Genomic DNA, 20,403 nt, shown 5'->3' with positions numbered 1-20,403 from the left:
CTCTACGAACTGGAACAACACCAGGACTTACGCAACTGGCACAAGCAATGGCGTGGTGTAATCGCGCCGCACACCAAACAACTATGCGATAAACATAGGAACAGTCGGACGTTTGAGTTGTTGAACTAAATAATTTGATAACAATTCATGCTTAATTTGATAGATGGTTTGACCAGTGTTATAAGCTAAATCTTTGAGTCGAAGCCAGACTAAAATAGCGCAGGCAATATGATTTATTTGAATACGACCCTTACGGCATTGACATGATTCAATGCCAGTCAATTGTTTTAATTCTCGGTGAAACTCTTCAACTTGCAATCGTTACTTGCACACTTTTTGTACAACGTTCGTAGAACCTTGAGATAAATCATTTTTAGCGATAAAATCCGTTCTGTCGGGGGAGACAGTTACCCGGAATAGTTTCACTTTTTTCGCACCTGGAAACCTTTTTATTTTAACTGTTTTTCCTGATTTTAACTCTTCTTCACCCCAATATAACAATTCAATTCTTTTATAATCTTCAAGACAAGCCGTATCATCAACAAGTCGATTACGTTTCAGAGGGCAATAATAATATTTGCCTAACCCATCAATGTATAACATCAATTTATTTAGCGATCACCCTGTGCCAGTTGCGTCTCTCACATAATACTGATGTACTAAAATTTAGTGAGCGCCTGTGCCAGTTGCGTAAGTCCTGAACACCAAAAATTAGACCAATTTCACCAGAGACACCGACAGCTATAGCGATCGCCTCTACTGGCACGCTGGGTTTAAAAGGGGTAAAAAGTCCCACAATCGTAGTGCCACTGATGCCGACACCAACGCCAATCAAACCGCCAGCTACTGACAGAATAGACTTCTTGCAAAAGTCGCTCAGGCAAATTCGGTTTGGGAGAGATGAAGCTCATAATTGTAGAGAGCAGCAATCAGATTAAACCTCAAACTAAATCTTTTTCGACGATTCCTATAAGTAAGGGACATTTTCCAACTAGGTTGCAGTTGTACTACATCCTTCCATATTCGCTTCTCAGAAGCAATTTCTGATTTTAGTGCTTTGAGTACGGCTAGTTTGAAGGCTGAACCAACTGCCAGGGGTGTTTTGGTATTTAATGCAGCTTGTATTGTTTTGCCTTCCTGAACTAGAAAACTGACTTTACCAGGTAATGCTTTAAATTTAGTAGTCGCTTCTTCTAAACTAATAACTTGGGCTTGCGGTGACTCAAACAGCAATCCTGAAATCTGTCCTTTGCTATTTAGAGCTATTTTGGTTGGCACTGAAGCTTGACTAAAAATAACTAAGTAATCTTATCCATTATTTTGTACGCCTTGATAGACTTCAAGTTGACTTTTCATGCCGTCAATAATTTGCCACACTTGCTCAATAGTAACTTGAGCTAAAAAATCTGGTGCAAACCATTCACTCTGTATTTTTTTGTTAATAAATAATCTTTCTAAAGCTGCTTTGGTAGAGATGGATTCATTTTGGGATTGAATCTGAGCTAAAGGTAGCATTTGAGATTTAATATCTGCTAATGCTATCTGAGGAAAAATTAAATTCATTGTTAGCAAGCAATTTCATAAAAACTGATATAAAATTGAGACAGGAGAAATTTTTACCTCATTCATAATAGAATAAGTTTTATTTAATTAAAGTTATAATTGAGTATAATTAAAAGTATAAATGAACAAAATTCACCTTGGACAACAATTTTAAATTATTTGTGAAAAGCCCACAAATCAAATCCGATTGGTATATCTGTTTTTGCTGTGCCAACTTCACAGACAACGCAGTTTTACTAATTGCTTCTACGCCGATTGCAGATGGTTTGAGTACTAAGCGATTCTCACAAGCTATACCTTCATTCTTTGTTAACCTATAGAGTGAAGTAAGAATTGAAAGAATATTAAGAACATTCATGTACGTACTAATTGGTGGAGCCGGCTTAGTGGGCTTAAGTTTAGCGCAGAAACTCGTAGAACTGGGGCATAGTGTTGCCGTTATTGATATTGACCCTACTGCTTGTCGCTATGCCCGTGAACAAGTAGGAGCAATGGCTTTTGAAGGCAGCGCTGTTAGTACAGAAGTATTACTGGAAGCTGGGATTCGCAAAGCCGGCTCCTTGGCAGCTGTCCTACGCAGTGATGCCTTAAACTTAGCAATGGTAACTCTTGCTAAACACTACGGTGTCCCCCATGTTTTGAGTCGGATGCGCCACCGAGATTTTGCCGAACCGTTGCGTATCGCTGGAGCCAACCATATCATCAGTACTGTAGAACTAGCGGTTTCAACGATGGTAAATGCCATTGAATATCCCCAAGTAGAATCAATGATGCATTTTGAGCAGGGACAGATTGAGGTTCTAAAACTTTCCATCCCAAACAATTGCTATGTTGCTGGTCGTAGCCTTGCCGAAATTGCTCAGGATTCCCAATTCCCTAGTGGTTCGCTAATTATTGGCTATCAACCCCATCCCCACGAAGATTTGATGATTCCTAACGGCAGTACAATACTGGAACCGCATTCAACTGTGCTGATTGTGACTAAACCAGGATGTTTACATCAAGTTATTGATTTTATTGAACAAAAATGTTGAGCGCAGTCCCTACCTAAACTCTTTATTAGGTGGGGTTAGCTACACATGTATAAAAAATGGGTGTAAATAGTTTTGATGAAGCTGTATCCACATATTTACTTAGCGATCGCTGTTATTTTTCTTGTATCTTGTCAATCAACAAGTATTCCACCCAAGTCACAACCCGATGCCACTCAAGCAACCCCATCTCAAAAAATAGTGACGCTGGATAAGAATTTTAAGATAGCAAACGGTCAAACTGTTTATGTTCCTGTCTATTCTCATATCTATCATCACAATCGCCAGGAGATTTTTGAGTTAGCAGTTACGCTCAGTATTCGGAATACAGATTTGACCAATCCGATGATCATTACTTCCGTGCGCTACTATAACTCAGATGGGAAATTAGTTAAGCAGTATTTGGAGCGCCCTATTCAGCTTGATGCACTAGCTTCTACAGATTTTTTTATTAATAGAAATGACACTAGTGGAGGTTTAGGCGCAAACTTTATTGTAGAGTGGGTAGCCCAAACAGATATATCCGAACCTATAGTGGAAGCAGTCATGATTGGTACTGATTTTCAGCAAGGAATTTCTTTTATTAGTCCCGGTAGAGTCATCAAAAGTCAACCTAATTCATAATCACATAAAGTTTCCACTCAATGTAAATACGGTTAGTTCTGAATACAGGCTAAATGCATATAAATATTGAAGATTGATAATGAGAAATTAGCGAATATTTCTTAATATCACTATGCTTCTGTCATCGTAATCTCAGTTTATTAAATTTTATTAATAGTGTAATTTTATACATTTTTAATTATACATCTCAAGCCTTGGGTAAGCTAAGATATCAAGCAGATAACTGTAATGGTATGTAAGTCATTGACTCACTGTGGCTTTAGCCACGGTGAGTCAAACTGTTACTCCGAGCCAGGCTGAAGCGATCATTCTCAGTTTTTTCACAGTTATTCTTCCAGACAAAAACTCTCTGTGGCACAGTCAAAAGTGCCCTAGCAACCTTGGTCAAATCTTTGAAGGATTTACTTCGGGGTCTTTGGCATTTTCCTTATAAAGAGCAGACAATATGACAGTCATTGAGTTAAGTGAGCAATTAAGAATAGGGGACAATCCGTACATCTAATTCCACCATCTCTGTCAGGCACAGCGATCGCTACTCTTCTAAAATACATGGGTGCGTTACACGACTTTAACGCACCATGATGGTTATATCCCTCTCCTCAACTTTCAGAGCGTTCATTGGAGACAGGGGCATAACGCCTGTATTATTAAAGATGACATCGACGCGACCAAATTTGTCTCTGGCAAAGTGGATGAATGCTTTCATATCCTCGCGATTGGTGACATCCACGGCTTTAAATTCTGCTGTACCGCCTGCTGCGCGGATCTCGCCGACAATCTTTTCTTTGGATGCGCCGCGTACCTAGAACAACAGTTGCGCCTTTTTGAGCTAATAGCCTGGCGCTAGCTTCACCGATGCCGCTGCTGGCTTTGGTGATGGTAATGACTTTGTTTTCTACATTCAGCATCGTAATTTTTCTCTGTTTAGATTCGCTTGGATTAAACAAAAACTTCCACGCCCGAATTAACCAGCTTTAGAGCCATCCGCCATCAACCGCGAGTGTGCTACCGTTAATGTAGGAAGCATCATCAGAGACTAGAAATGTCACCGCAGCAGCAATTTCTTTCGGCTGCGCTAGACGCTGCAGTGATATCTGGCTCTTGAGCACAGCCTCGGGCGGTACGTTCTGAAGCGCTTGCACACTCTATCCCAATTGCTCCTTGACTCAACTAATAATCGGTTTCTCTGCTACCCTGTACGACAACAATCGCTCCTTCCTCTGCCAGTGTTTTAGCAATCGCTTCGCCAATTCCACTGGTGCTGCCTGTGATTAGTGCCGTCTGAAGTTGTAAATCCATCTTTATCTCTCCAAATTAGAGTTCCAGTCAGTTGCACAAAAAGAAATATAGAAAGAGTGCACTGCATCTGCGAACACATTATCGGCAGGCTTAACGCTCAACTGGCTCAAGCTTTCCATATCTGGGCAGTCTCGGCGGCAAAATCCTCGTAGCTGCGTGGCGTGTGACCTAGGAGCGTTGTCAAACGCGCAACTTCGGTTTCTGTCGAAGCGAGTCCACGATCAAAGAAGCCCTGGAACATCATACGTAGGTCAAAAGCTCGCCAACCCGGAACTTCGGCACGCATTTGTTGCTCCCATTGCTCAAAGTCATGACCAGTGTACTTGATATCCCTGTCCAGCAGCTTGCTCCACGTCGCTGCATTGCCAGGACCGCTAATCAGCGTAGGTCCGACTAGGTTGTACGTCTGACCGTCGTGCCCAGTTTCAGTTAAGGAGATCGCCGCTGCTTCGGCGATGTCGCGAATGTCCACTGCACAAATTCCCGCAGTGCCAATCGGCATTGGATAGATACCCGATTCGGTAAGCGCCGCTTTCAGGCTGCCGTCGTTCTGGATATAGTAGCCAGGACGCAGGATCGTATAGGGAACGCCAAACTCGCGTAAGGCGCTCTCCATAGCTAGCTTTGATGCAAAATGCGGCACATCCCGGAACTGCTCCACTCTGTAAACGGAGAGATACGTCACGTGGGTTAGTCCAACCCGCTTGGCAATGCCATAAGCGATCAGCGCTTGTGTCAACTCATCGGCTGCGACGGCGTTCAGCAGAAATAACTTGTTAATGCCTTGCATTGCCTGCTCGACGGCGACCGGATCGAGTAAATCACCAATCGCGACATCTACATCCGTTGGTAGCTTTCCCTGCTCAGGCTGCTTGCGCGAAAGCACCCGGATCTCTACTCCACGCTTGAGCAACTCGTTCACCACTGCACTACCTACATTGCCGGTTCCACCTGTTACGAGAATCTTCATTGGCTTACCTCATTGTTTGTCTGTTGATGCTCAGACGACTTGCCCTATAGCTTTTCAGACACCCTCTAATGGATCTAGCTGCAAAGCGATCGCTTTCCTTGTCACTTTCGGGTTGAGAAATATCAACAGTCCCCTAAATCATAAATCACTGCGGCTCAATATGTAGTCGAGGGGCTATTCCTGGATTGACCAATTCTGCCACCTCTTCTTTTGATAATTTGCTCAACTCAGCCTGCAGTTCTTCAGTCGTGAAGAGATAGCCTTGTGCGTCTGCAAGGTTGACGCAGGTTTGTATATCGCCTGCAGCTTGACACTGTGCCTGTAACGCTTGATTTTGTCTAATAGCTGCAAAAATTGGTTGATCGGTGTTTGAGCCATGTCAATTTATCTCCTTGTGAATTGATGCAGTAGCTTTATGGCATGTTGTTCGCTTCGTTGTTTTTCATGATTGATTTGTATAAGTGTTTGCTTAGCAAGTTTCTGCTCAATGGAACGTATTACGGATTAGTCTTGCTCTTCAGGAAGCTAGCTATCCTTTTCGGTGAGCGGATGGCGGATCTCGGCTGCATTAGCATTGCTGTGTTCAAGCTTCTCATTGTCGGACTGCATCTTTTTTCTCCATTGCTTGGTAACAATTCGTTCGGGCACCGCTTGGCAGTTTGTGCTAAGTTGCCAGTGAAGACGGGCTAACGAACCCAAGCTCAGTGACAGCGACTGGTAACACAAGGGCCGACGAACACAGAAAGCCAGATCACCAGCCTCCGTTCGCTGGAGCGTATTCTTATGCGGTGCGATTAGACGGACTTCTTCATGAATCCTGGATACGGCGTGAGCGGCAAGATCTGGTAGTCAGCGTAATCAACCTTGATCAGTGGAAAACTATCGATCATCTTCTGCAGATGCTCCGGTGACTCCGCTTCAAAGAGAACGGCTGCGCCGCGGTTTTTCGTGTCCAGCGCCCACACTTGACGGAGACCTCCCTTTGCGTAAAGGACTTGCGCTTGCGCCTGCTCTTCGAGTTCCCGTTCCTGGAAGTCAGAGGGCATTCCATCAGTCTCGAATTTCTCTTTAGGTGTGAAGATAACAAGATATTGCATATGTCACCTCTATTTAGCTTGCTTGGTTGTGAAAACAGGACAGGAAAGGAGGCATACCGCGTGGTCAAGCAGACGCCGAAGCCTCAACAAACACGCTCTCGGTCCGAAAAAGAGAGTGTGGGCCGAATTCTTAGGTATTTGCGATAGTAACGGCTTGATGGAGGTATTCGTTACTGGAAAGCTGGGCAAGCATGAAGGAAGCCAAGTCGGCACGTGTAATTTTATGGGCCTTCTCGCCCGTTTCGGGATCGAATACTCGAACGTTTCCTTTGGCGGGGTCATCGGTGAGGAGGGCTGGGCGAAGAATCACCCAGTCCAGACCGCTGGACTCGACAGCAGACTCCATTGCCGCTTTGTCCTTGTCCGCACCGCGCAACAAGGTCGAAACCAGTAAGCGCTCATACAGGGTGGCATTCGCCTCACTCTCCCCTTCGCCAAGCATGGAAGTGACTACGAGACGACGCACCCCGTTTCGCTGCATGGCAGCAATGATGGTGTTGGCGGCACTCGATTCGAGCGTCGTTTCCTTGTAAGGTGTTTTGCCGCCGATCGTGTCAAGCACCGCGTCTTGACCGAGAACTGCTGCGTCCATTGTGGCACTGTCGGTGGCGTCCCCTTCGATGACGCGAACATCCGAGACTTCGTATTCATCAGCTTTATGAACGAAGGCCGTGACTTGGTGGCCACCGGCTATAGCTTGTTCGACTACAGCTCTACCGGTCTTGCCAGCGGCTCCGATGACTAAGACTTTCATATTTTAACTTTCCTATGTAACGCTTAGTGGGTTTTCAGCTCACAGAAATGCGGCCTTGATCAGGACTTCTGTGCGAATGCAGGATCTGGGGCGAGAGGGAAGACCTGGGTGTTAGAGTAGCCAACCTTGATCAGTGGAAAGCTGTCGATTATCTCTTGCATGTGCTTCGGTGACTCCGCTTCAAAGAGAACGGCCGCGCCATGATCCCTCTTGCCCAGCACCCACGATTGACGGAGAAGTCCCTCCATGTAAAGATATTTCGCTCGCGCCTCTTCCTCGAGTAACAATTGCGGGAAGTCAGAGGGCATTTCATCGCTTCCGAATTTCTGTTTGGGCGTGAAGATAACAAGATATTGCATATGACACCTCTATTTAGCTTGGTTAAGCTAATCGTCATTCATTTTTCCAGGATGATTTGCTTGTAGTAAGGGCTTCAGCCCTGTTTTTATGCAACTTAAATGCTGATTAGCTTAGAGACTCTGATCAAATCGGAGGTCCAAAGGGTAACATGGACGGTGTTTTTCAAACGAGCTTTCATTTCGGTGGCGATTGAGTGTACGCTGGGATGCTCAAAACAATGTGAACCCACCGTAGTATTTTTCGTTCAAGGCTTGATTTCACAAAGTACGATTGCTTCAATTTAAAATTTCCTCTGTATTTAACATCTCCCAGTATGATTAATCAACTTATACAGATAAAGGTAGTTTTTATGAATTGATTGTTTGTAATATTGAACAATAGCAGAGTAGAGATACTCTCATTGCAGTTAGTGCAGGTTATGGACGATTTGAATGCTGTTTTAGTATTTCTCAAAGTCGCAGAACAGGGTGGATTTGTCGCAGCCGCGCGATCGCTAGACTTGCCTAAATCTAGCGTCAGTCTGAAGGTCAATCAGCTAGAGCAACGGCTAGGAGTCCGATTATTTCATCGCACGACGCGGCGGGTTTCTCTTACTGAAGAAGGACGACTGTATTACAAAAACTGTTTACCTATTCTCAATGCGTTACATGATGGTGATGATGCGATCGCCAGCCTGCAAGGACATCCGCAAGGCACTGTGCGAGTGACAGCCACCATGTTGTTTGTACAGTCTTTTCTCGCACCCAATTTGCCGGAATTTTTGCTGACCTACCCTGATATTCGAGTGATTCTCAATGCGACGACTGAATACAAGGATATTGTGAAGGAAGGGTATGATCTAGCGATTCGGATTGGGGAATTGGACGATTCAACCTTGATCATGCGACGGATTAGCACAGGTCGTCAGAAACTCTTTGCCAGCGCAACCTATCTCAAAACCGCTGGCGAACCAAGAGCAATTGCTGATTTGACCAGTCATACGCTGCTTTGTATGGCTCATCGTCAGAACGAAGTGACCTGGACATTGGATAATAAACAGCACGAAACAGTAACGCTCTCCTTTCATCCACGACTACTCAGCAATGATGTTGCCCCCATTTATCAAGCAATCGTTGCTGGAGTAGGGATTGGGCTGCTACCGGAATTTCTGTTTCAGCACGAGTTACAGGGTGGGGATATAGTAAACGTCTTACCCCAGTGGTCATCAACTCCGGTTCCGATTAACGCACTTTACCCCAGTCGAAAATATGTCCCAATGAAAGTCAAAGTCTTTCTAGAGTTCCTTGAGCAAAAGATGCGCTAAAACTTAACGTCAGTTCGGGTTAATGTTCGGGCGCTTAACCTCCAGAGTTTTGGGTTTAAGGGGCGCTGCTATATATAGGTGCATATTATGCTGTAGTATCGAGTGAGAGTACTGCTATTGATATCAGAGAGTTTGTGTATTGAACTAAACCTCTAGCAAAATAGCTTCCTTCAATATAATATCTCTCACATACACTTGTCGGAATGGAGTTAACAGTGTCATAAAGAAAACGTGAAGGTTAACCTGTAGGGTATAACTTACCTTAGAGTTGCTTGCACCTTCTAGCTTCGATGGATCACACTCATGACTGAACTCACGCTACGCCTACAAGAGGAAGATACCGAGACAACGATCGCAGTTGATCAAGATGTATTCACAATTGGTCGTTTGCCGGAATGTAACTTATATTTACCTTTTGCTGGAGTATCCCGCAACCATGCTCGCCTTGTGAAAACGGCTGACGGTGTGTGGACTATTGAGGATCTAGGTAGTAAAAACGGGACGCAAGTCAATAAATATGTTATTAGCTATCCCCAAGAGTTACATCACGGTGATGTCGTTTGGCTAGGCAATGTTAGCTTGGTAGTACTGCTCACAAACCCTGTTTCCCAATCGACACCTGAGTATCCCGGAACTTCGGACATTAATGAGCAAAGAACAATCCTTCACAATGTCGAACAATTACAACAGCAATGGATTGCAGCTGATAGTAAAGATGGCGACATCAATAACAAAGACAAAACCATTGCCCGTCTTAAAGACTTAGTGGATATAGCTAAAAATCTTTCAGCGGCTGCGTCTATAGAAGAGATTTTTTCCCAGGTGCAGCAAGTGGTTTTTCGTTACCTTGATAGTATCGAGCGCTTGGCATTATTAATTGATGTTAATGGTTGCGGTCAATTAGAGTTAGTGAATGCTGCCACTAGAAACGTTTCCCAACAAAAACATCTCCCCTCAGATGGAAGTTGGATTAGTCGGAGTATCTGTCAAAAGGTATTTGACGAAAAAGTTGTCATTCAAACCGCCGATACCCATGAGGATGAACGGTTTGCTGGTGAACAGAGTATTTTGGTCAAAGGCATTCGTAGCGCGATGGCGGTGCCTTTATGGGATGAAAATAAAGTTGTGGGCGTATTATATGCCGATGCCAATCTTTCTTCTTACCATTGGGCAAATGAAGGCGAGGAAGAACTCAGCTTTTTTTCGGCTCTAGCAAACCTTGTGGCTTCTAGCGTGCAGCGTTGGCTGTTGGTAGAGAAACTCAAAACTGAAGAGATGATTCGTCACCGACTAGAACGCTATCATTCTCCAGGAGTCGTACAGCAGTTGATATCTGTAGGCGGATTACCGAGTGGTCGTTTAGCTCCCGCCGAGAGCGAAATCAGTATTGTGTTTGCAGATTTGGTTGGCTTTACGGCAATTTCTGAAAGGTTAACACCAACTGCGATCGCTCAACTATTAAATAATTTATTTGAAGAGATGCTAAAAGAAGTGTTTACTTACGGCGGCACTTTAGATAAGTATATTGGCGATTGTATTATGGCATTTTTTGGCGCTCCAGAACCGCAACCAGATCACGCCGATCGCGCAACCGCAGCTGCTAAGGGAATGCTCACTCGTCTCGAACATCTTAATGCCAATGGATTTTGGCATGAACCCCTACAATTACGTATTGCTATTAACAGCGGTAAAGCTGTCGTGGGAGATGTTGGTAGCTCTCAAAGGGTAGATTATACGGCATTAGGCGCGACGATTAATCTTGCCGCTCGCATGGAAGCAGTTTGTCCTCCTAGTGAGTGCGTGATTAGTGAAGTCACCTATAAAATGCTTTCACAACCCTTTGATTTCCAACAAATGGGAGATTATCGTTTCAAAGGTATTGAGCGATTAGTGAAGATTTATCAGACAAATTTGCAGCAAATGCCAACAATTATTAGTCCAATCATTAATTTTTAATGATAGTGCATTGAAAAACAACTAACTAATAACTAATGAAAATTGTCAACTTATCAATATAAATACATAGTTAAATTGTATATTTTGTTTCAAAAATAATTGCAAAATTGTAATATTAAGCAACTAATTCTGGGCTTAAAGACTAAAATTTGGGTGGTAGCTTCCAAGATTAATATGTGTAACACTAAGAAGCCTACCTCAAGCTGTTTTTAACGGGAGATCAGGTAATGGCTATCGTCACCATTAATCCCGCCACTGGGGAGACGCTTAAAACCTTTGAAGCGCTCAACGATGCAGAGATTGCTGCTAAACTCGATTTGGCTAATCAGTCTTTTGAAAAGTATCGCCAGACTAGTTTTTTGACGCGATCGCACTGGCTGCAAAAGGCTGCTGAGATTTTAGAGCAAGACAAAGCAGAATTTGCTAAATTAATGACTCTAGAAATGGGTAAGCCATTTAAAGCTGCGATCGCGGAAGTCGAAAAATGCGCCGTCGTCTGTCGCTACTATGCTGAACACGCCTCTAATTTTTTGGCTGATGTCAGTGTAAAAACTGATGCCAGCCAGAGTTTTGTTCGCTACCAACCAATGGGTGCAATTCTCGCGGTGATGCCGTGGAATTTCCCCTTCTGGCAAGTATTCCGCTTTGCTGCACCAGCATTGATGGCGGGAAATGTCGGCTTACTCAAACATGCTTCCAATGTGCCGCAGTGTGCCTTGGCAATTGAGGATATTATCCGACGAGCGGGTTTTCCTGAAGGTGCTTTTCAAACTCTATTAATAGGCGCTGCTAAAGTCGCCGATTTGATGGCTGATGACCGCGTAAAAGCTGCCACCTTGACCGGAAGCGAACCAGCAGGTGCATCCCTCGCCGCCACCGCCGGCAAACAAATTAAAAAAACTGTTTTGGAATTGGGAGGAAGTGACCCGTTTATTGTGTTAGAAAGTGCTGACTTAGAGACAGCAGTTGTCACAGCTACTACAGCGCGGATGTTGAATAACGGGCAATCATGTATTGCAGCCAAACGTTTTATTGTCGCAGAAGCGATCGCAGACAAATTTGAAAAATTGCTTTTAGAAAAATTTGAGGCGCTGAAAGTAGGCGATCCCATGCAACCAGATACCGATTTAGGTCCACTGGCAACACCTGGTATTCTCCAGGATTTAAATCAACAAGTGCAAGATGCTATTAACAGCGGTGCTAAAGTCCTCACCGGTGGACATCCTTTATCAGATCGTCCAGGGAACTTTTATCCGCCAACGATTATCATAGATATCCCGCCTGAGGCACCAATTGCAAAAGAAGAATTTTTTGGCCCGGTAGCCTTGTTATTCCGTGTTTCCGATATCGATGCTGCCATTAAACTTGCTAATGACAGTCCCTTTGGCTTAGGTGCAAGTGCTTGGACAACCAACGACCAAGAATGCGATCGCTTGGTTGAGGAAATCGAAGCAGGTGCCGTGTTTATCAACGGTATGGTCAAATCTGATCCCCGATTGCCCTTTGGCGGCATTAAGCGTTCTGGATATGGCAGAGAATTGAGTATCCAAGGTATACATGAGTTTGTCAATGTTAAAACCGTATGGGTGAAGTGATTAAAAGGTAGGGCATGGGGCACGGGGCATGGGAAAGAAACTTAATTACCAGTGCCCAGTGCCCAATACCCACTCCCCAATATTTATTGTCGCTAGTTAGGAAATCAAATGAATACAGCAGAATTATTGGTGCAGTGCCTAGAAAATGAAGGAGTGCAATATATTTTTGGACTCCCTGGCGAAGAAAACCTGCACGTTTTGGAAGCGCTAAAACATTCTTCCATTAAATTTATTACAACTCGTCATGAACAGGGTGCAGCATTCATGGCCGATGTCTACGGACGCTTAACAGGAAAAGCCGGAGTGTGTCTTTCTACTCTTGGACCAGGGGCAACCAACTTGATGACCGGGGTAGCGGATGCTAACCTTGATGGTGCGCCCTTAGTCGCGATTACCGGTCAGGTGGGAACAGATAGAATGCACATTGAATCCCATCAATATTTAGATTTGGTGGCAATGTTTGCACCTGTTACTAAGTGGAATAAGCAGATTGTGCGACCGAGTATTACACCAGAAGTAGTACGGAAAGCATTTAAGCGATCGCAATCTGAAAAACCCGGTGCAGTTCATATCGATTTGCCAGAAAATATTGCTGCCATGCCTGTCGAAGGCAACCCTTTGCGTAAGGATAATAGCGAAAAAAGCTATGCATCTTTTGCTAGCATTCGGGCAGCAGCAGCTGCAATTTGCCAAGCAGTTAACCCATTAATCTTAGTAGGAAATGGGGCAATTCGTGCTCATGCAAGTGATGCAGTCACACAATTTGCTACATTGCTGAATATACCTGTTGCCAATACTTTTATGGGTAAAGGCGTAATTCCCTACACACATCAATTAGCTTTATGGTCAGTGGGATTACAGCAAAGAGATTTTATTACTTGTGCCTTTGATAACACAGATTTAGTAATTGCGATCGGCTATGATTTGATTGAGTTTTCCCCGAAGAAATGGAATCGCAATGGTGAAATTCCGATTGTGCATATTGGGGTAAGTCCGGCGGAGATTGATAGTAGTTATATTCCCAACGCCGAAGTCGTGGGAGATATTTCAGATTCTCTGTATGAAATTTTAAAATTAGCAGACAGACAAGGTAAACCTGATCCCTTTGCCATCAGCTTAAGGTCAGATATTCGGGCTGATTACGAACAGTATGCCCATGATGACGGATTTCCGATTAAGCCGCAAAAGTTAATTTATGACTTACGGCAAGTGATGGGTCCAGATGATATCGTTATCTCTGATGTTGGCGCACATAAAATGTGGATGGCTCGTCATTATCATTGCCATAGCCCCAATACTTGCATAATTTCCAACGGCTTCGCGGCCATGGGTATTGCCATTCCTGGCGCTTTAGCAGCAAAACTGATTCATCCTAAGCGCAAAGTCGTTGCTGTAACAGGCGATGGCGGTTTTATGATGAATTCTCAGGAATTAGAAACAGCCTTGCGTGTCGGTACGCCCTTTGTCACCATAATTTTCAATGATGGTGGCTATGGGTTAATTGAGTGGAAACAAGAAAATCAATTTGGTAAAGGAAACTCATCCTTTGTGCATTTTAGCAATCCTGATTTTGTCAAATTAGCCGAAAGCATGGGTTTAAAAGGCTACCGAGTTGAATCGGCTTTAGATTTGATTCCCACCCTCAAAGAAGCTCTCGCTCAAGATGTACCCGCCGTGATAGATTGTCCCGTAGATTATCGAGAGAATCACCGCTTCAGTCAAAAAGCTGGCGAGTTGAGTTGTGCGGTGTAAAAAGTACAGACGCGATTAATCGCGTCTGTACAAGAGAGATGCGATTAATCGCGTCTGTACAAGAGTTAGGAGTTATTTATTCCTAACTCCTTATTAATTTCCACTCCTTTAACGTTTTGGTAGGGTGCGTTACGCCAAAGGCTAACGCACCGCTTTACTTCACTTCATTTATAGAGATATTTCTTCTCCTTCTTCTCTACGAGACGCTGCGCGAACGCGTCCTTTGCGTCCTTAGCGGTTCGTTAAAAAAACTACGAGTATTAAAGACTCGTCCGCGAGTATCAAAGACTCGTCCACGAGTATCAAAGACTCGTTCACGAGTATCAAAGACTCGTCAGCGAGTATTAAAGACTCGTCAGCGAGTATCAAAGACTCGTTGACGAGTATCAAAGACTCGTCAGCGAGTATTAAAGACTCGTCAGCGAGTATCAAAGACTCGTTCACGAGTATCAAAGACTCGTCAGCGAGTATTAAAGACTCGTCAGCGAGTATCAAAGACTCATTCACGAGTATCAAAGACTCGTTCACGAGTATTAAAGACTCGTTCACGAGTATCAAAGACTCATTTACAAGAAATTAGAAGTTATTGATTCTAACTGATCACTGATTTTTACTTTTATTTAATCCTTTTCTGGTTGGAATTTGTGCTTTCTTGCTTTTGGGCAATATCTTTTACTGCTTTGCATTGCCTTTTGTCAATATCTGACTTAATCTTTAGTTCTTTAGTATTGAGCGTTATTTCAACTTGGTATTGACCATTCACCATATTAATAGCGGCGTAAGTTACTGTACCAAACATCATCACTCCGCAAAGTGATAAGGTAATTTGCAAAACTCCCAGTACACGTTTCATTCTCAAAGCCCTTAATCCCTTACATTCTCATTACAACTTGGTGCTGGCTGAGAACTGAGTTGAGAAATCGTCACCGATTAGACGAGTTGTTAGTTGATTATCGGTTAAGTTTAGGATGACTATAATTTCTAGAGTGCAAGACGTTATCGCGCAATAGCAAAGCTGTTTAGCTAGTATACAAATCTGATATACTCGCAGCAGTTTCTCGATGAGGAATGATGGCGCGATCGCTCCAAGTAGCCCCAGAGTATATTAAAAAAGTAAAGTCAGCACCTCAGCTTAACGGCTATCCCAGCCAACAGTCCTTGGCTACTGATATAGGATTTTCTCTCTCCACAGTCAAAAGCTTTCTCAGTGGTAAAACTGTTGACTATCTAAATTTTGTAGAACTTAGCAAAAAACTGGGGTTAGAGTGGCAAAACATTGCATACAAAGAACCAGAAACTCAACCAAATAAACCCCAGCCAACTGACGGCGAAGCATCACCCTTCATTACTGGCGCACCCATCACCCAGCCGCGTTACTTTTTTGGACGAGAGAAAGAATTAAAACGCCTCTTCAACTTACTCAAACGCCATCCCCTGCAAAACGCCGCCATTATCGGCAAAAAGCGCAGTGGTAAAACATCCCTGCTGCACTACCTAAAAAATATCACCACTACCCCAGTAGAACAGCTGCGTCCTGAGCAAAAATCTGACTGGCTACCGCATCGAGAAAATTACTATTGGATTTTTGTAGACTTACAAGACGCACGAATGCAAAGCCGAGAAGGACTGCTAAAGTACATTTTAGAATCTCTGAAGATGCAAGTGCCGACACCTTGCGATTTAGATCGTTTTATGGATGTAATCAGTGATAATTTACATTTTCCCACAGTTATCTTATTGGATGAGATTGGCGTTGGATTGCAACGCTGTCCAGAATTAGACGATGGCTTTTGGGAATGTTTGCGGTCTTTGGCGACTAACCACACAGACGGGAATCTAGCATTTGTCTTGACTACCCCCGAATCACCGATTGAAATGGCGCGAAACACAGGACACAGTTCACCCTTTTTCAATATTTTCGGCTACACCGCATATCTGGGAGCATTGACTCAGCCAGAAGCGCGAGAATTTATAGCTAGTTCGCCGATTGCTTTCACTGAGGAAGATGTAGAGTGGATTTTGACACAAAGTTGCTGCTGGCCATTGTTGTTGCAAATCCTGTGTACAGAAAGATTATTTAGTTTAGAACAAAGAGAGAATAATGATAACTGGCGTGAAGAAGGATTACAACAAATGAAAAAATATGCTCATTTATTAGATTCAGAACTAGCAGAGTAACTATGAAAGCACACCGAATTGAAACAAAGTTAACTAAAAACGGAACCTTGATTCTTGAGGATTTACCGTTTCAGGCTGGCGAAGCCGTTGAAATTATCATTCTAGAAAGTCACACTCATCCCCAAGAAGCGAATTTGTATCCTTTGCGTGGCAAACAACCGTACCGTTATGACGATCCTTTTGAACCTGCTGTGCCTCTGGAAGATTGGGAAGTCTTGCAATAATAAATCTAAATTGTCATTGCGAGGAGGAACGACGAAGCAATCGCAAGGTTTTGGGATTGCTACTCTACAGACACTTCGTGAACACTTCGTAGCCTACAGGTTCTCCAAAGAACTACACAAAGACAAGTCTTCGAGGACATTATTATTTATAATTTTGTACTGACAAATATAACAAACATTTGCTATGACTGATTTCTTATCCAAAAGAAGGATTGAAAATGAGCCAGCAATATTATCTATATATAATGACGAATAACTATAATACTGTGATCTATACAGGAGTAACAAACAATTTACAAAGAAGAGTTTATGAACACAAAGAGAAAATGATAGAAGGATTTACTAAGAAATACAATATTACCAAATTAGTTTATTACGAGGTATTTGAAGATGCTTATACAGCAATTAGTCGAGAAAAACAAATTAAAGCAGGTTCCAGACAAAAGAAAATTGATTTAGTCAATAGCATTAATCAAGAATGGAAAGACTTATATGATGGATTGTAAATTTTACTGGTGTGATTGCGATCGCACCAAAGCAAAGCTCAGTAATCCTAGCCTTTGCGATTGCTTCATTCCGCTGGCGCTGCATTCGCAATGACATATTAACAAATAGTTTGTCATTGCGATCGCGCCAAGGTAAAGCACAGCAATCCTAGCCTTTGCGATTGCTTCATTCCGCTAGCGCTGCAATCGCAATGACAGAGTATGTCATTGCGAGCGAAGCGAAGCAACCGCAATGATATGGAGTATTAAATAGGAGTCCAGAAAAGTTGACCTCACTACAACTCCCCCCCAACGCCTACACCAATGCACCCCAACAGCACCCCAACTTAATACTTGGTAGCCTGCAATTGTTTTTCTGGCTTGTCTTCCGCCCTTCAGCTTGGCGTAACCACCTTGAGCGTATTGACCCTGCTTTAGACTCTGACTCCTCTCTAATTATCTTGTTGAGACAAGGGCGATGGCGGAACCTTGCTTTGTGGCGGCTGTTCATCCAGGGATACTTTATTTTACCTATCTTGGCTGGCTTAGTGCTGGGCTTGGTGGCGTGGATGTTAGGTGAAACAACCACAACTGGTGAAACAACCGCAATTATACTTGCTTACGTGGTAATATTCATAATATTGGGCGTGGGATTCGGCGTGGTATTAGGCGTGGCGGGATTCGGCGTGGCGTTCGGCGTAGTATTGGGCGTGGTATTGGGCGTGGTATTGGGCGTGGCGGGATTCGGCGTGACAGGAGGATTCGGCGTGGGGTTCGGCGTGGTGGTAGGCGTAGCCGTGGTGCCAGAGATGGTGGGATTCGGCATGGGATTCGCTGTAGTGGTAGGTGTGGCGGGATTCGGTGTAGGATTCGGCGTGGGATTCGCTGTAGTGGTAGGCGTGGTATTCGCTATAGTGGTAGGCGTGGTGGTAGGCGTGGCGGTATTTGGCGTGGCGGGAGACATGGTGTTCGGTGTGGCGATGTTCGGCGGCGTGGCGATGTTCGGCGGCGTGGCGATGTTCGGCGGCGTGGCGATGTTCGGCGGCGTGGCGATGTTCGGACTGTGGTTAGGCGTAGGATTCACTATTAACTCCTGGTGGCCTATTTTATCCTTTCTATTTCTCACTGTCTGGAATTATCTGCTTTATAGATTAGATCAAAGGCATAATGCTAAAAGCCCTTGTTTATTTCGCTTTCACTCTGCTTTCTGGGATGAGTGGCAACGTTTACATTTGCCTGGTTTAGACAAGCATCTCCTCTTCGTAATTGAACATAACCCAGTCGAAGGAAAAGCTGCCCTGGAATACCTGAGTACTAGTCCCCAACGCTGGGCAGTTCAAGCAGCCCAAATTGAACTGGATGCACGCATTTTAGAACGTTATACAGAACTTGAAGCTATCCGTCAGGCTCATGACAATCTGATATTGGGCGAACTAGATAGCCCAGTTAGCACTCTGCTAAACATTTTCAGTGACATCAGCGAGGATGTAGATGTTGCCCTGAACCAGAGAAGTTTTTACAGCCAGAGTCAAATACTTAGTGCTGTTGCAGAGCGTTTAGATACTAACTTGCAGGAAATTAGCAGCAGTCAAAACGAATACTCTTCCCGCTTCTATCCTATTGCTCAAAGTTGGCTTAATGTAATCACCAGTCATATAGATGAACTGGTTAAAATCACAGAACTCCGCCAAGAAATTGATAATCCCTACATTTTTGGCGTACCGCTCAACGAGCAACTAGAAATTTTCACCGGACGCACCAGCATCGGCTTACGCATAGAGCAACTACTGCGCGATCGCCGTCGTCCACCTCTGCTACTATACGGTCAACGACGCATGGGTAAAACTTCCCTCCTCAACAACATCGGAAAGTTACTACCTAGTAACATCATCCCCATGTTTGTAGACTTGCAAGGCGCACCTTCATCAGCTAGTGACCATGCAGGTTTTCTCTACAACTTGGCTAGAGATATGGAGAAGTCAGCGAAAAAGCAAGGTTTAACTCTACCGTCCCTAACCCGCGAAGTGTTAAAATCTGACCCCTTCACTTATTTCGATGAATGGCTAGATGAAGTAGAAGAGGCTCTAGAACAAAATACCGCCTTACTAGCGCTAGATGAATTCGAGGTGCTAGACAACGCCATAGCCAGAGGTCGCTTTGATGAACATGATATTTTGGGTATGCTGCGTCACCTCATCCAACATCGTCCTCGCTTCAAGGTGTTACTGGCTGGCTCTCATAGTATCGAAGAATATCAGCGCTGGGCGAGTTATCTGATTAATGTCCAAGTAGTGCATATCTCCTACCTCAAAGAAGCGGAAGCACGACAATTAATTGAACGTCCCGTCAAAGATTTTACCCTCCGCTATGAACCGAACGCCGTTGAGCGAGTGCTACAACTCACGCGCTGTCACCCGTTCTTGGTACAACTACTGTGCGCGGAAATTATTGTCCTTAAGAACGAACAAGACCCCTCTATCCGCCGATTGGCAATTTTAGCGGATGTGGAAGCAGCAATACCAGAAGCTTTGCAAAGTGGAAGCCTTTTCTTTGCTAACATTCAAAACAACCAAGTTGATGCAACTGGACAAGCTATTCTACGTTTTATCGCTGCTCAAGGGGAAGGGGCTATAGTTAGCCGTCAAACTTTATTACAAGAGTTCCCCGATGCTAATATTACTTTCAGCTTGCTGTTGCAACGGGAGTTAATTGAGGAAGTTGACGATGGCTATGGCTTCCAGGTAGAGTTGATTCGTCGCTGGTTTGTTTGAATCATGTCCGGTAAATATGTCATTGCGAGCAAAGCGAAGCAATCCCAGCCCTTGTGATTGCTTCGCTTTGCTCGCAATGACTGTAAATATTTTTGTCCGAGTACTTACCAAAGACTCGTTGACGGAGTTCAAAGACTCGTTCACGAGTATTAAAGACTCGTTGACGGAGTTCAAAGACTCGTTCACGAGTATCAAAGACTCGCTGACGGAGTTCAAAGACTCGTTCACGAGTATCAAAGACTCGTTGACGGAGTTCAAAGACTCGTTCACGAGTATTAAAGACTCGTTGACGGAGTTCAGATACTCGTTCACGAGTATCAAACACTCGTTGACGGAGTTTAAATACTCGTTCACGAGTATCAAAGACTCGTTGACGGAGTTTAAATACTCGTTCACGAGTATTAAAGGCATAAGGACTACAATGATTTTGAATACTATAAG

Annotated in this window: 27 protein-coding genes; 10 read left to right on the top strand and 17 right to left on the bottom strand. The window is 43.9% G+C overall.

Annotated features, from left to right (window positions below):
* Positions 1-81: 81 nt before the first annotated feature.
* The 5 genes from V7K40_RS27015 to V7K40_RS26995 are packed head-to-tail and all read right to left on the bottom strand — an operon-like array spanning position 82 to position 1,563.
* Positions 82-318 (bottom strand): hypothetical protein, encoded by a 237-nt coding sequence (locus V7K40_RS27015; protein ID WP_334965212.1) that lies wholly within the window; start codon positions 316-318, stop codon positions 82-84.
* A gap of 3 nt (positions 319-321) precedes the next feature.
* Positions 322-603: a hypothetical protein gene (locus tag V7K40_RS27010; RefSeq protein WP_334965210.1), complete on the bottom strand. Its 282-nt coding sequence runs from the start codon at positions 601-603 to the stop codon at positions 322-324.
* Between the two features lie 4 nt (positions 604-607).
* Positions 608-835 (bottom strand): hypothetical protein, encoded by a 228-nt coding sequence (locus V7K40_RS27005; RefSeq protein ID WP_334965208.1) that lies wholly within the window; start codon positions 833-835, stop codon positions 608-610.
* 41 nt (positions 836-876) lie between these two features.
* Positions 877-1,278: a hypothetical protein gene (locus tag V7K40_RS27000; protein ID WP_334965401.1), complete on the bottom strand. Its 402-nt coding sequence runs from the start codon at positions 1,276-1,278 to the stop codon at positions 877-879.
* Between the two features lie 30 nt (positions 1,279-1,308).
* Positions 1,309-1,563, bottom strand: coding sequence for a hypothetical protein (locus tag V7K40_RS26995; protein WP_334965206.1), 255 nt, complete (start codon positions 1,561-1,563; stop codon positions 1,309-1,311).
* Between the two features lie 356 nt (positions 1,564-1,919).
* On the opposite strand from V7K40_RS26995, the gene V7K40_RS26990 reads away from it, so the two are divergent.
* Positions 1,920-2,597: a TrkA family potassium uptake protein gene (locus V7K40_RS26990; RefSeq protein WP_334965204.1), complete on the top strand. Its 678-nt coding sequence runs from the start codon at positions 1,920-1,922 to the stop codon at positions 2,595-2,597.
* A gap of 75 nt (positions 2,598-2,672) precedes the next feature.
* Entirely contained in the window at positions 2,673-3,218 is a 546-nt protein-coding gene (locus tag V7K40_RS26985; RefSeq protein ID WP_334965202.1) for a DUF3124 domain-containing protein, read from the top strand.
* A gap of 568 nt (positions 3,219-3,786) precedes the next feature.
* Here V7K40_RS26985 and V7K40_RS26980 read toward each other — a convergent pair.
* The 9 genes from V7K40_RS26980 to V7K40_RS26940 form a co-directional block, all read right to left on the bottom strand.
* Positions 3,787-3,948 (bottom strand): SDR family NAD(P)-dependent oxidoreductase, encoded by a 162-nt coding sequence (locus V7K40_RS26980; protein ID WP_334965200.1) that lies wholly within the window; start codon positions 3,946-3,948, stop codon positions 3,787-3,789.
* A gap of 4 nt (positions 3,949-3,952) precedes the next feature.
* Positions 3,953-4,126: a hypothetical protein gene (locus V7K40_RS26975; RefSeq protein ID WP_334965198.1), complete on the bottom strand. Its 174-nt coding sequence runs from the start codon at positions 4,124-4,126 to the stop codon at positions 3,953-3,955.
* A gap of 66 nt (positions 4,127-4,192) precedes the next feature.
* Positions 4,193-4,327, bottom strand: coding sequence for an SDR family oxidoreductase (locus V7K40_RS26970; protein WP_334965396.1), 135 nt, complete (start codon positions 4,325-4,327; stop codon positions 4,193-4,195).
* A gap of 61 nt (positions 4,328-4,388) precedes the next feature.
* Positions 4,389-4,517 carry an SDR family NAD(P)-dependent oxidoreductase gene (locus tag V7K40_RS26965; RefSeq protein WP_334965196.1) on the bottom strand — a complete coding sequence of 43 codons (129 nt, stop codon included), beginning with the start codon at positions 4,515-4,517 and terminating at the stop codon, positions 4,389-4,391.
* A gap of 106 nt (positions 4,518-4,623) precedes the next feature.
* Positions 4,624-5,487, bottom strand: coding sequence for an NmrA family NAD(P)-binding protein (locus V7K40_RS26960; protein ID WP_334965194.1), 864 nt, complete (start codon positions 5,485-5,487; stop codon positions 4,624-4,626).
* Positions 5,488-5,632: 145 nt separating this feature from the next.
* The gene (locus V7K40_RS26955; RefSeq protein WP_334965394.1) at positions 5,633-5,830 is read right to left on the bottom strand and encodes a Nif11 family protein; all 198 of its coding nucleotides are present in this window, start codon (positions 5,828-5,830) and stop codon (positions 5,633-5,635) included.
* A 451-nt stretch (positions 5,831-6,281) separates the two neighbouring features.
* A complete protein-coding gene (locus tag V7K40_RS26950; RefSeq protein WP_334965192.1) occupies positions 6,282-6,584 on the bottom strand; it encodes a muconolactone Delta-isomerase family protein in 303 nt (100 codons plus the stop codon).
* 130 nt (positions 6,585-6,714) lie between these two features.
* Complete coding sequence (locus tag V7K40_RS26945) at positions 6,715-7,338, bottom strand: NAD(P)H-binding protein (RefSeq protein WP_334965190.1); 624 nt, start codon at positions 7,336-7,338, stop codon at positions 6,715-6,717.
* 59 nt (positions 7,339-7,397) lie between these two features.
* A complete protein-coding gene (locus tag V7K40_RS26940) occupies positions 7,398-7,697 on the bottom strand; it encodes a muconolactone Delta-isomerase family protein (RefSeq protein ID WP_334965188.1) in 300 nt (99 codons plus the stop codon).
* Positions 7,698-8,116: 419 nt separating this feature from the next.
* Between V7K40_RS26940 and V7K40_RS26935 the strand changes: the two genes are divergently transcribed.
* The 4 genes from V7K40_RS26935 to V7K40_RS26920 all read left to right on the top strand — a co-directional run bounded on the left by V7K40_RS26935 (position 8,117) and on the right by V7K40_RS26920 (position 14,304).
* Positions 8,117-9,001 (top strand): LysR substrate-binding domain-containing protein, encoded by an 885-nt coding sequence (locus V7K40_RS26935; RefSeq protein WP_334965186.1) that lies wholly within the window; start codon positions 8,117-8,119, stop codon positions 8,999-9,001.
* A 303-nt stretch (positions 9,002-9,304) separates the two neighbouring features.
* On the top strand, positions 9,305-10,957 hold the full coding sequence (locus V7K40_RS26930; RefSeq protein WP_334965184.1) for an adenylate/guanylate cyclase domain-containing protein: 1,653 nt from the start codon (positions 9,305-9,307) through the stop codon (positions 10,955-10,957).
* A gap of 227 nt (positions 10,958-11,184) precedes the next feature.
* Positions 11,185-12,552 (top strand): NAD-dependent succinate-semialdehyde dehydrogenase, encoded by a 1,368-nt coding sequence (locus tag V7K40_RS26925; RefSeq protein ID WP_334965182.1) that lies wholly within the window; start codon positions 11,185-11,187, stop codon positions 12,550-12,552.
* Positions 12,553-12,660: 108 nt separating this feature from the next.
* The gene (locus tag V7K40_RS26920) at positions 12,661-14,304 is read left to right on the top strand and encodes an acetolactate synthase large subunit (RefSeq protein ID WP_334965181.1); all 1,644 of its coding nucleotides are present in this window, start codon (positions 12,661-12,663) and stop codon (positions 14,302-14,304) included.
* A 231-nt stretch (positions 14,305-14,535) separates the two neighbouring features.
* Here V7K40_RS26920 and V7K40_RS26915 read toward each other — a convergent pair whose 3' ends face one another.
* Together V7K40_RS26915 and V7K40_RS26910 are read right to left on the bottom strand one after the other, a co-directional pair.
* A complete protein-coding gene (locus V7K40_RS26915) occupies positions 14,536-14,853 on the bottom strand; it encodes a hypothetical protein (protein WP_334965179.1) in 318 nt (105 codons plus the stop codon).
* Between the two features lie 67 nt (positions 14,854-14,920).
* Positions 14,921-15,157: a hypothetical protein gene (locus V7K40_RS26910; protein WP_334965177.1), complete on the bottom strand. Its 237-nt coding sequence runs from the start codon at positions 15,155-15,157 to the stop codon at positions 14,921-14,923.
* Between the two features lie 215 nt (positions 15,158-15,372).
* On the opposite strand from V7K40_RS26910, the gene V7K40_RS26905 reads away from it, so the two are divergent.
* The 4 genes from V7K40_RS26905 to V7K40_RS26890 all read left to right on the top strand — a co-directional run bounded on the left by V7K40_RS26905 (position 15,373) and on the right by V7K40_RS26890 (position 19,962).
* Positions 15,373-16,482, top strand: coding sequence for an ATP-binding protein (locus V7K40_RS26905; protein ID WP_334965175.1), 1,110 nt, complete (start codon positions 15,373-15,375; stop codon positions 16,480-16,482).
* 2 nt (positions 16,483-16,484) lie between these two features.
* On the top strand, positions 16,485-16,706 hold the full coding sequence (locus V7K40_RS26900; protein ID WP_229456196.1) for a hypothetical protein: 222 nt from the start codon (positions 16,485-16,487) through the stop codon (positions 16,704-16,706).
* A 218-nt stretch (positions 16,707-16,924) separates the two neighbouring features.
* A complete protein-coding gene (locus V7K40_RS26895) occupies positions 16,925-17,212 on the top strand; it encodes a GIY-YIG nuclease family protein (protein ID WP_334965173.1) in 288 nt (95 codons plus the stop codon).
* Positions 17,213-17,478: 266 nt separating this feature from the next.
* Positions 17,479-19,962 (top strand): AAA family ATPase, encoded by a 2,484-nt coding sequence (locus V7K40_RS26890; RefSeq protein ID WP_334965171.1) that lies wholly within the window; start codon positions 17,479-17,481, stop codon positions 19,960-19,962.
* Here V7K40_RS26890 and V7K40_RS26885 read toward each other — a convergent pair.
* Complete coding sequence (locus tag V7K40_RS26885; RefSeq protein ID WP_334965169.1) at positions 19,897-20,373, bottom strand: hypothetical protein; 477 nt, start codon at positions 20,371-20,373, stop codon at positions 19,897-19,899. The two genes, V7K40_RS26890 and V7K40_RS26885, sit on opposite strands and share 66 nt — an antisense overlap.
* Between the last annotated feature and the right edge of the window lie 30 nt (positions 20,374-20,403).

The organism is Nostoc sp., from assembly GCF_036917195.1.
In the GTDB taxonomy this organism is placed as follows: domain Bacteria; phylum Cyanobacteriota; class Cyanobacteriia; order Cyanobacteriales; family Nostocaceae; genus Nostoc.
This window is presented reverse-complemented; position numbering and strand designations above follow the sequence as displayed.

Excerpts from the sequence above, each read along its gene's own strand:
- V7K40_RS27010 (WP_334965210.1), bottom strand. The coding sequence starts at position 603 with ATGTTATACATTGATGGGTTAGGCAAATATTATTATTGCCCTCTGAAA.
- V7K40_RS26995 (WP_334965206.1), bottom strand. The coding sequence starts at position 1,563 with ATGAATTTAATTTTTCCTCAGATAGCATTAGCAGATATTAAATCTCAA.
- V7K40_RS26990 (WP_334965204.1), top strand. The coding sequence starts at position 1,920 with ATGTACGTACTAATTGGTGGAGCCGGCTTAGTGGGCTTAAGTTTAGCG.
- V7K40_RS26985 (WP_334965202.1), top strand. The coding sequence starts at position 2,673 with ATGAAGCTGTATCCACATATTTACTTAGCGATCGCTGTTATTTTTCTT.
- V7K40_RS26975 (WP_334965198.1), bottom strand. The coding sequence starts at position 4,126 with ATGCTGAATGTAGAAAACAAAGTCATTACCATCACCAAAGCCAGCAGC.
- V7K40_RS26965 (WP_334965196.1), bottom strand. The coding sequence starts at position 4,517 with ATGGATTTACAACTTCAGACGGCACTAATCACAGGCAGCACCAGTGGA.
- V7K40_RS26960 (WP_334965194.1), bottom strand. The coding sequence starts at position 5,487 with ATGAAGATTCTCGTAACAGGTGGAACCGGCAATGTAGGTAGTGCAGTG.
- V7K40_RS26950 (WP_334965192.1), bottom strand. The coding sequence starts at position 6,584 with ATGCAATATCTTGTTATCTTCACACCTAAAGAGAAATTCGAGACTGAT.
- V7K40_RS26945 (WP_334965190.1), bottom strand. The coding sequence starts at position 7,338 with ATGAAAGTCTTAGTCATCGGAGCCGCTGGCAAGACCGGTAGAGCTGTA.
- V7K40_RS26940 (WP_334965188.1), bottom strand. The coding sequence starts at position 7,697 with ATGCAATATCTTGTTATCTTCACGCCCAAACAGAAATTCGGAAGCGAT.
- V7K40_RS26935 (WP_334965186.1), top strand. The coding sequence starts at position 8,117 with ATGGACGATTTGAATGCTGTTTTAGTATTTCTCAAAGTCGCAGAACAG.
- V7K40_RS26930 (WP_334965184.1), top strand. The coding sequence starts at position 9,305 with ATGACTGAACTCACGCTACGCCTACAAGAGGAAGATACCGAGACAACG.
- V7K40_RS26925 (WP_334965182.1), top strand. The coding sequence starts at position 11,185 with ATGGCTATCGTCACCATTAATCCCGCCACTGGGGAGACGCTTAAAACC.
- V7K40_RS26920 (WP_334965181.1), top strand. The coding sequence starts at position 12,661 with ATGAATACAGCAGAATTATTGGTGCAGTGCCTAGAAAATGAAGGAGTG.
- V7K40_RS26910 (WP_334965177.1), bottom strand. The coding sequence starts at position 15,157 with ATGAAACGTGTACTGGGAGTTTTGCAAATTACCTTATCACTTTGCGGA.
- V7K40_RS26905 (WP_334965175.1), top strand. The coding sequence starts at position 15,373 with ATGATGGCGCGATCGCTCCAAGTAGCCCCAGAGTATATTAAAAAAGTA.
- V7K40_RS26900 (WP_229456196.1), top strand. The coding sequence starts at position 16,485 with ATGAAAGCACACCGAATTGAAACAAAGTTAACTAAAAACGGAACCTTG.
- V7K40_RS26895 (WP_334965173.1), top strand. The coding sequence starts at position 16,925 with ATGAGCCAGCAATATTATCTATATATAATGACGAATAACTATAATACT.
- V7K40_RS26885 (WP_334965169.1), bottom strand. The coding sequence starts at position 20,373 with ATGCCTTTAATACTCGTGAACGAGTATTTAAACTCCGTCAACGAGTCT.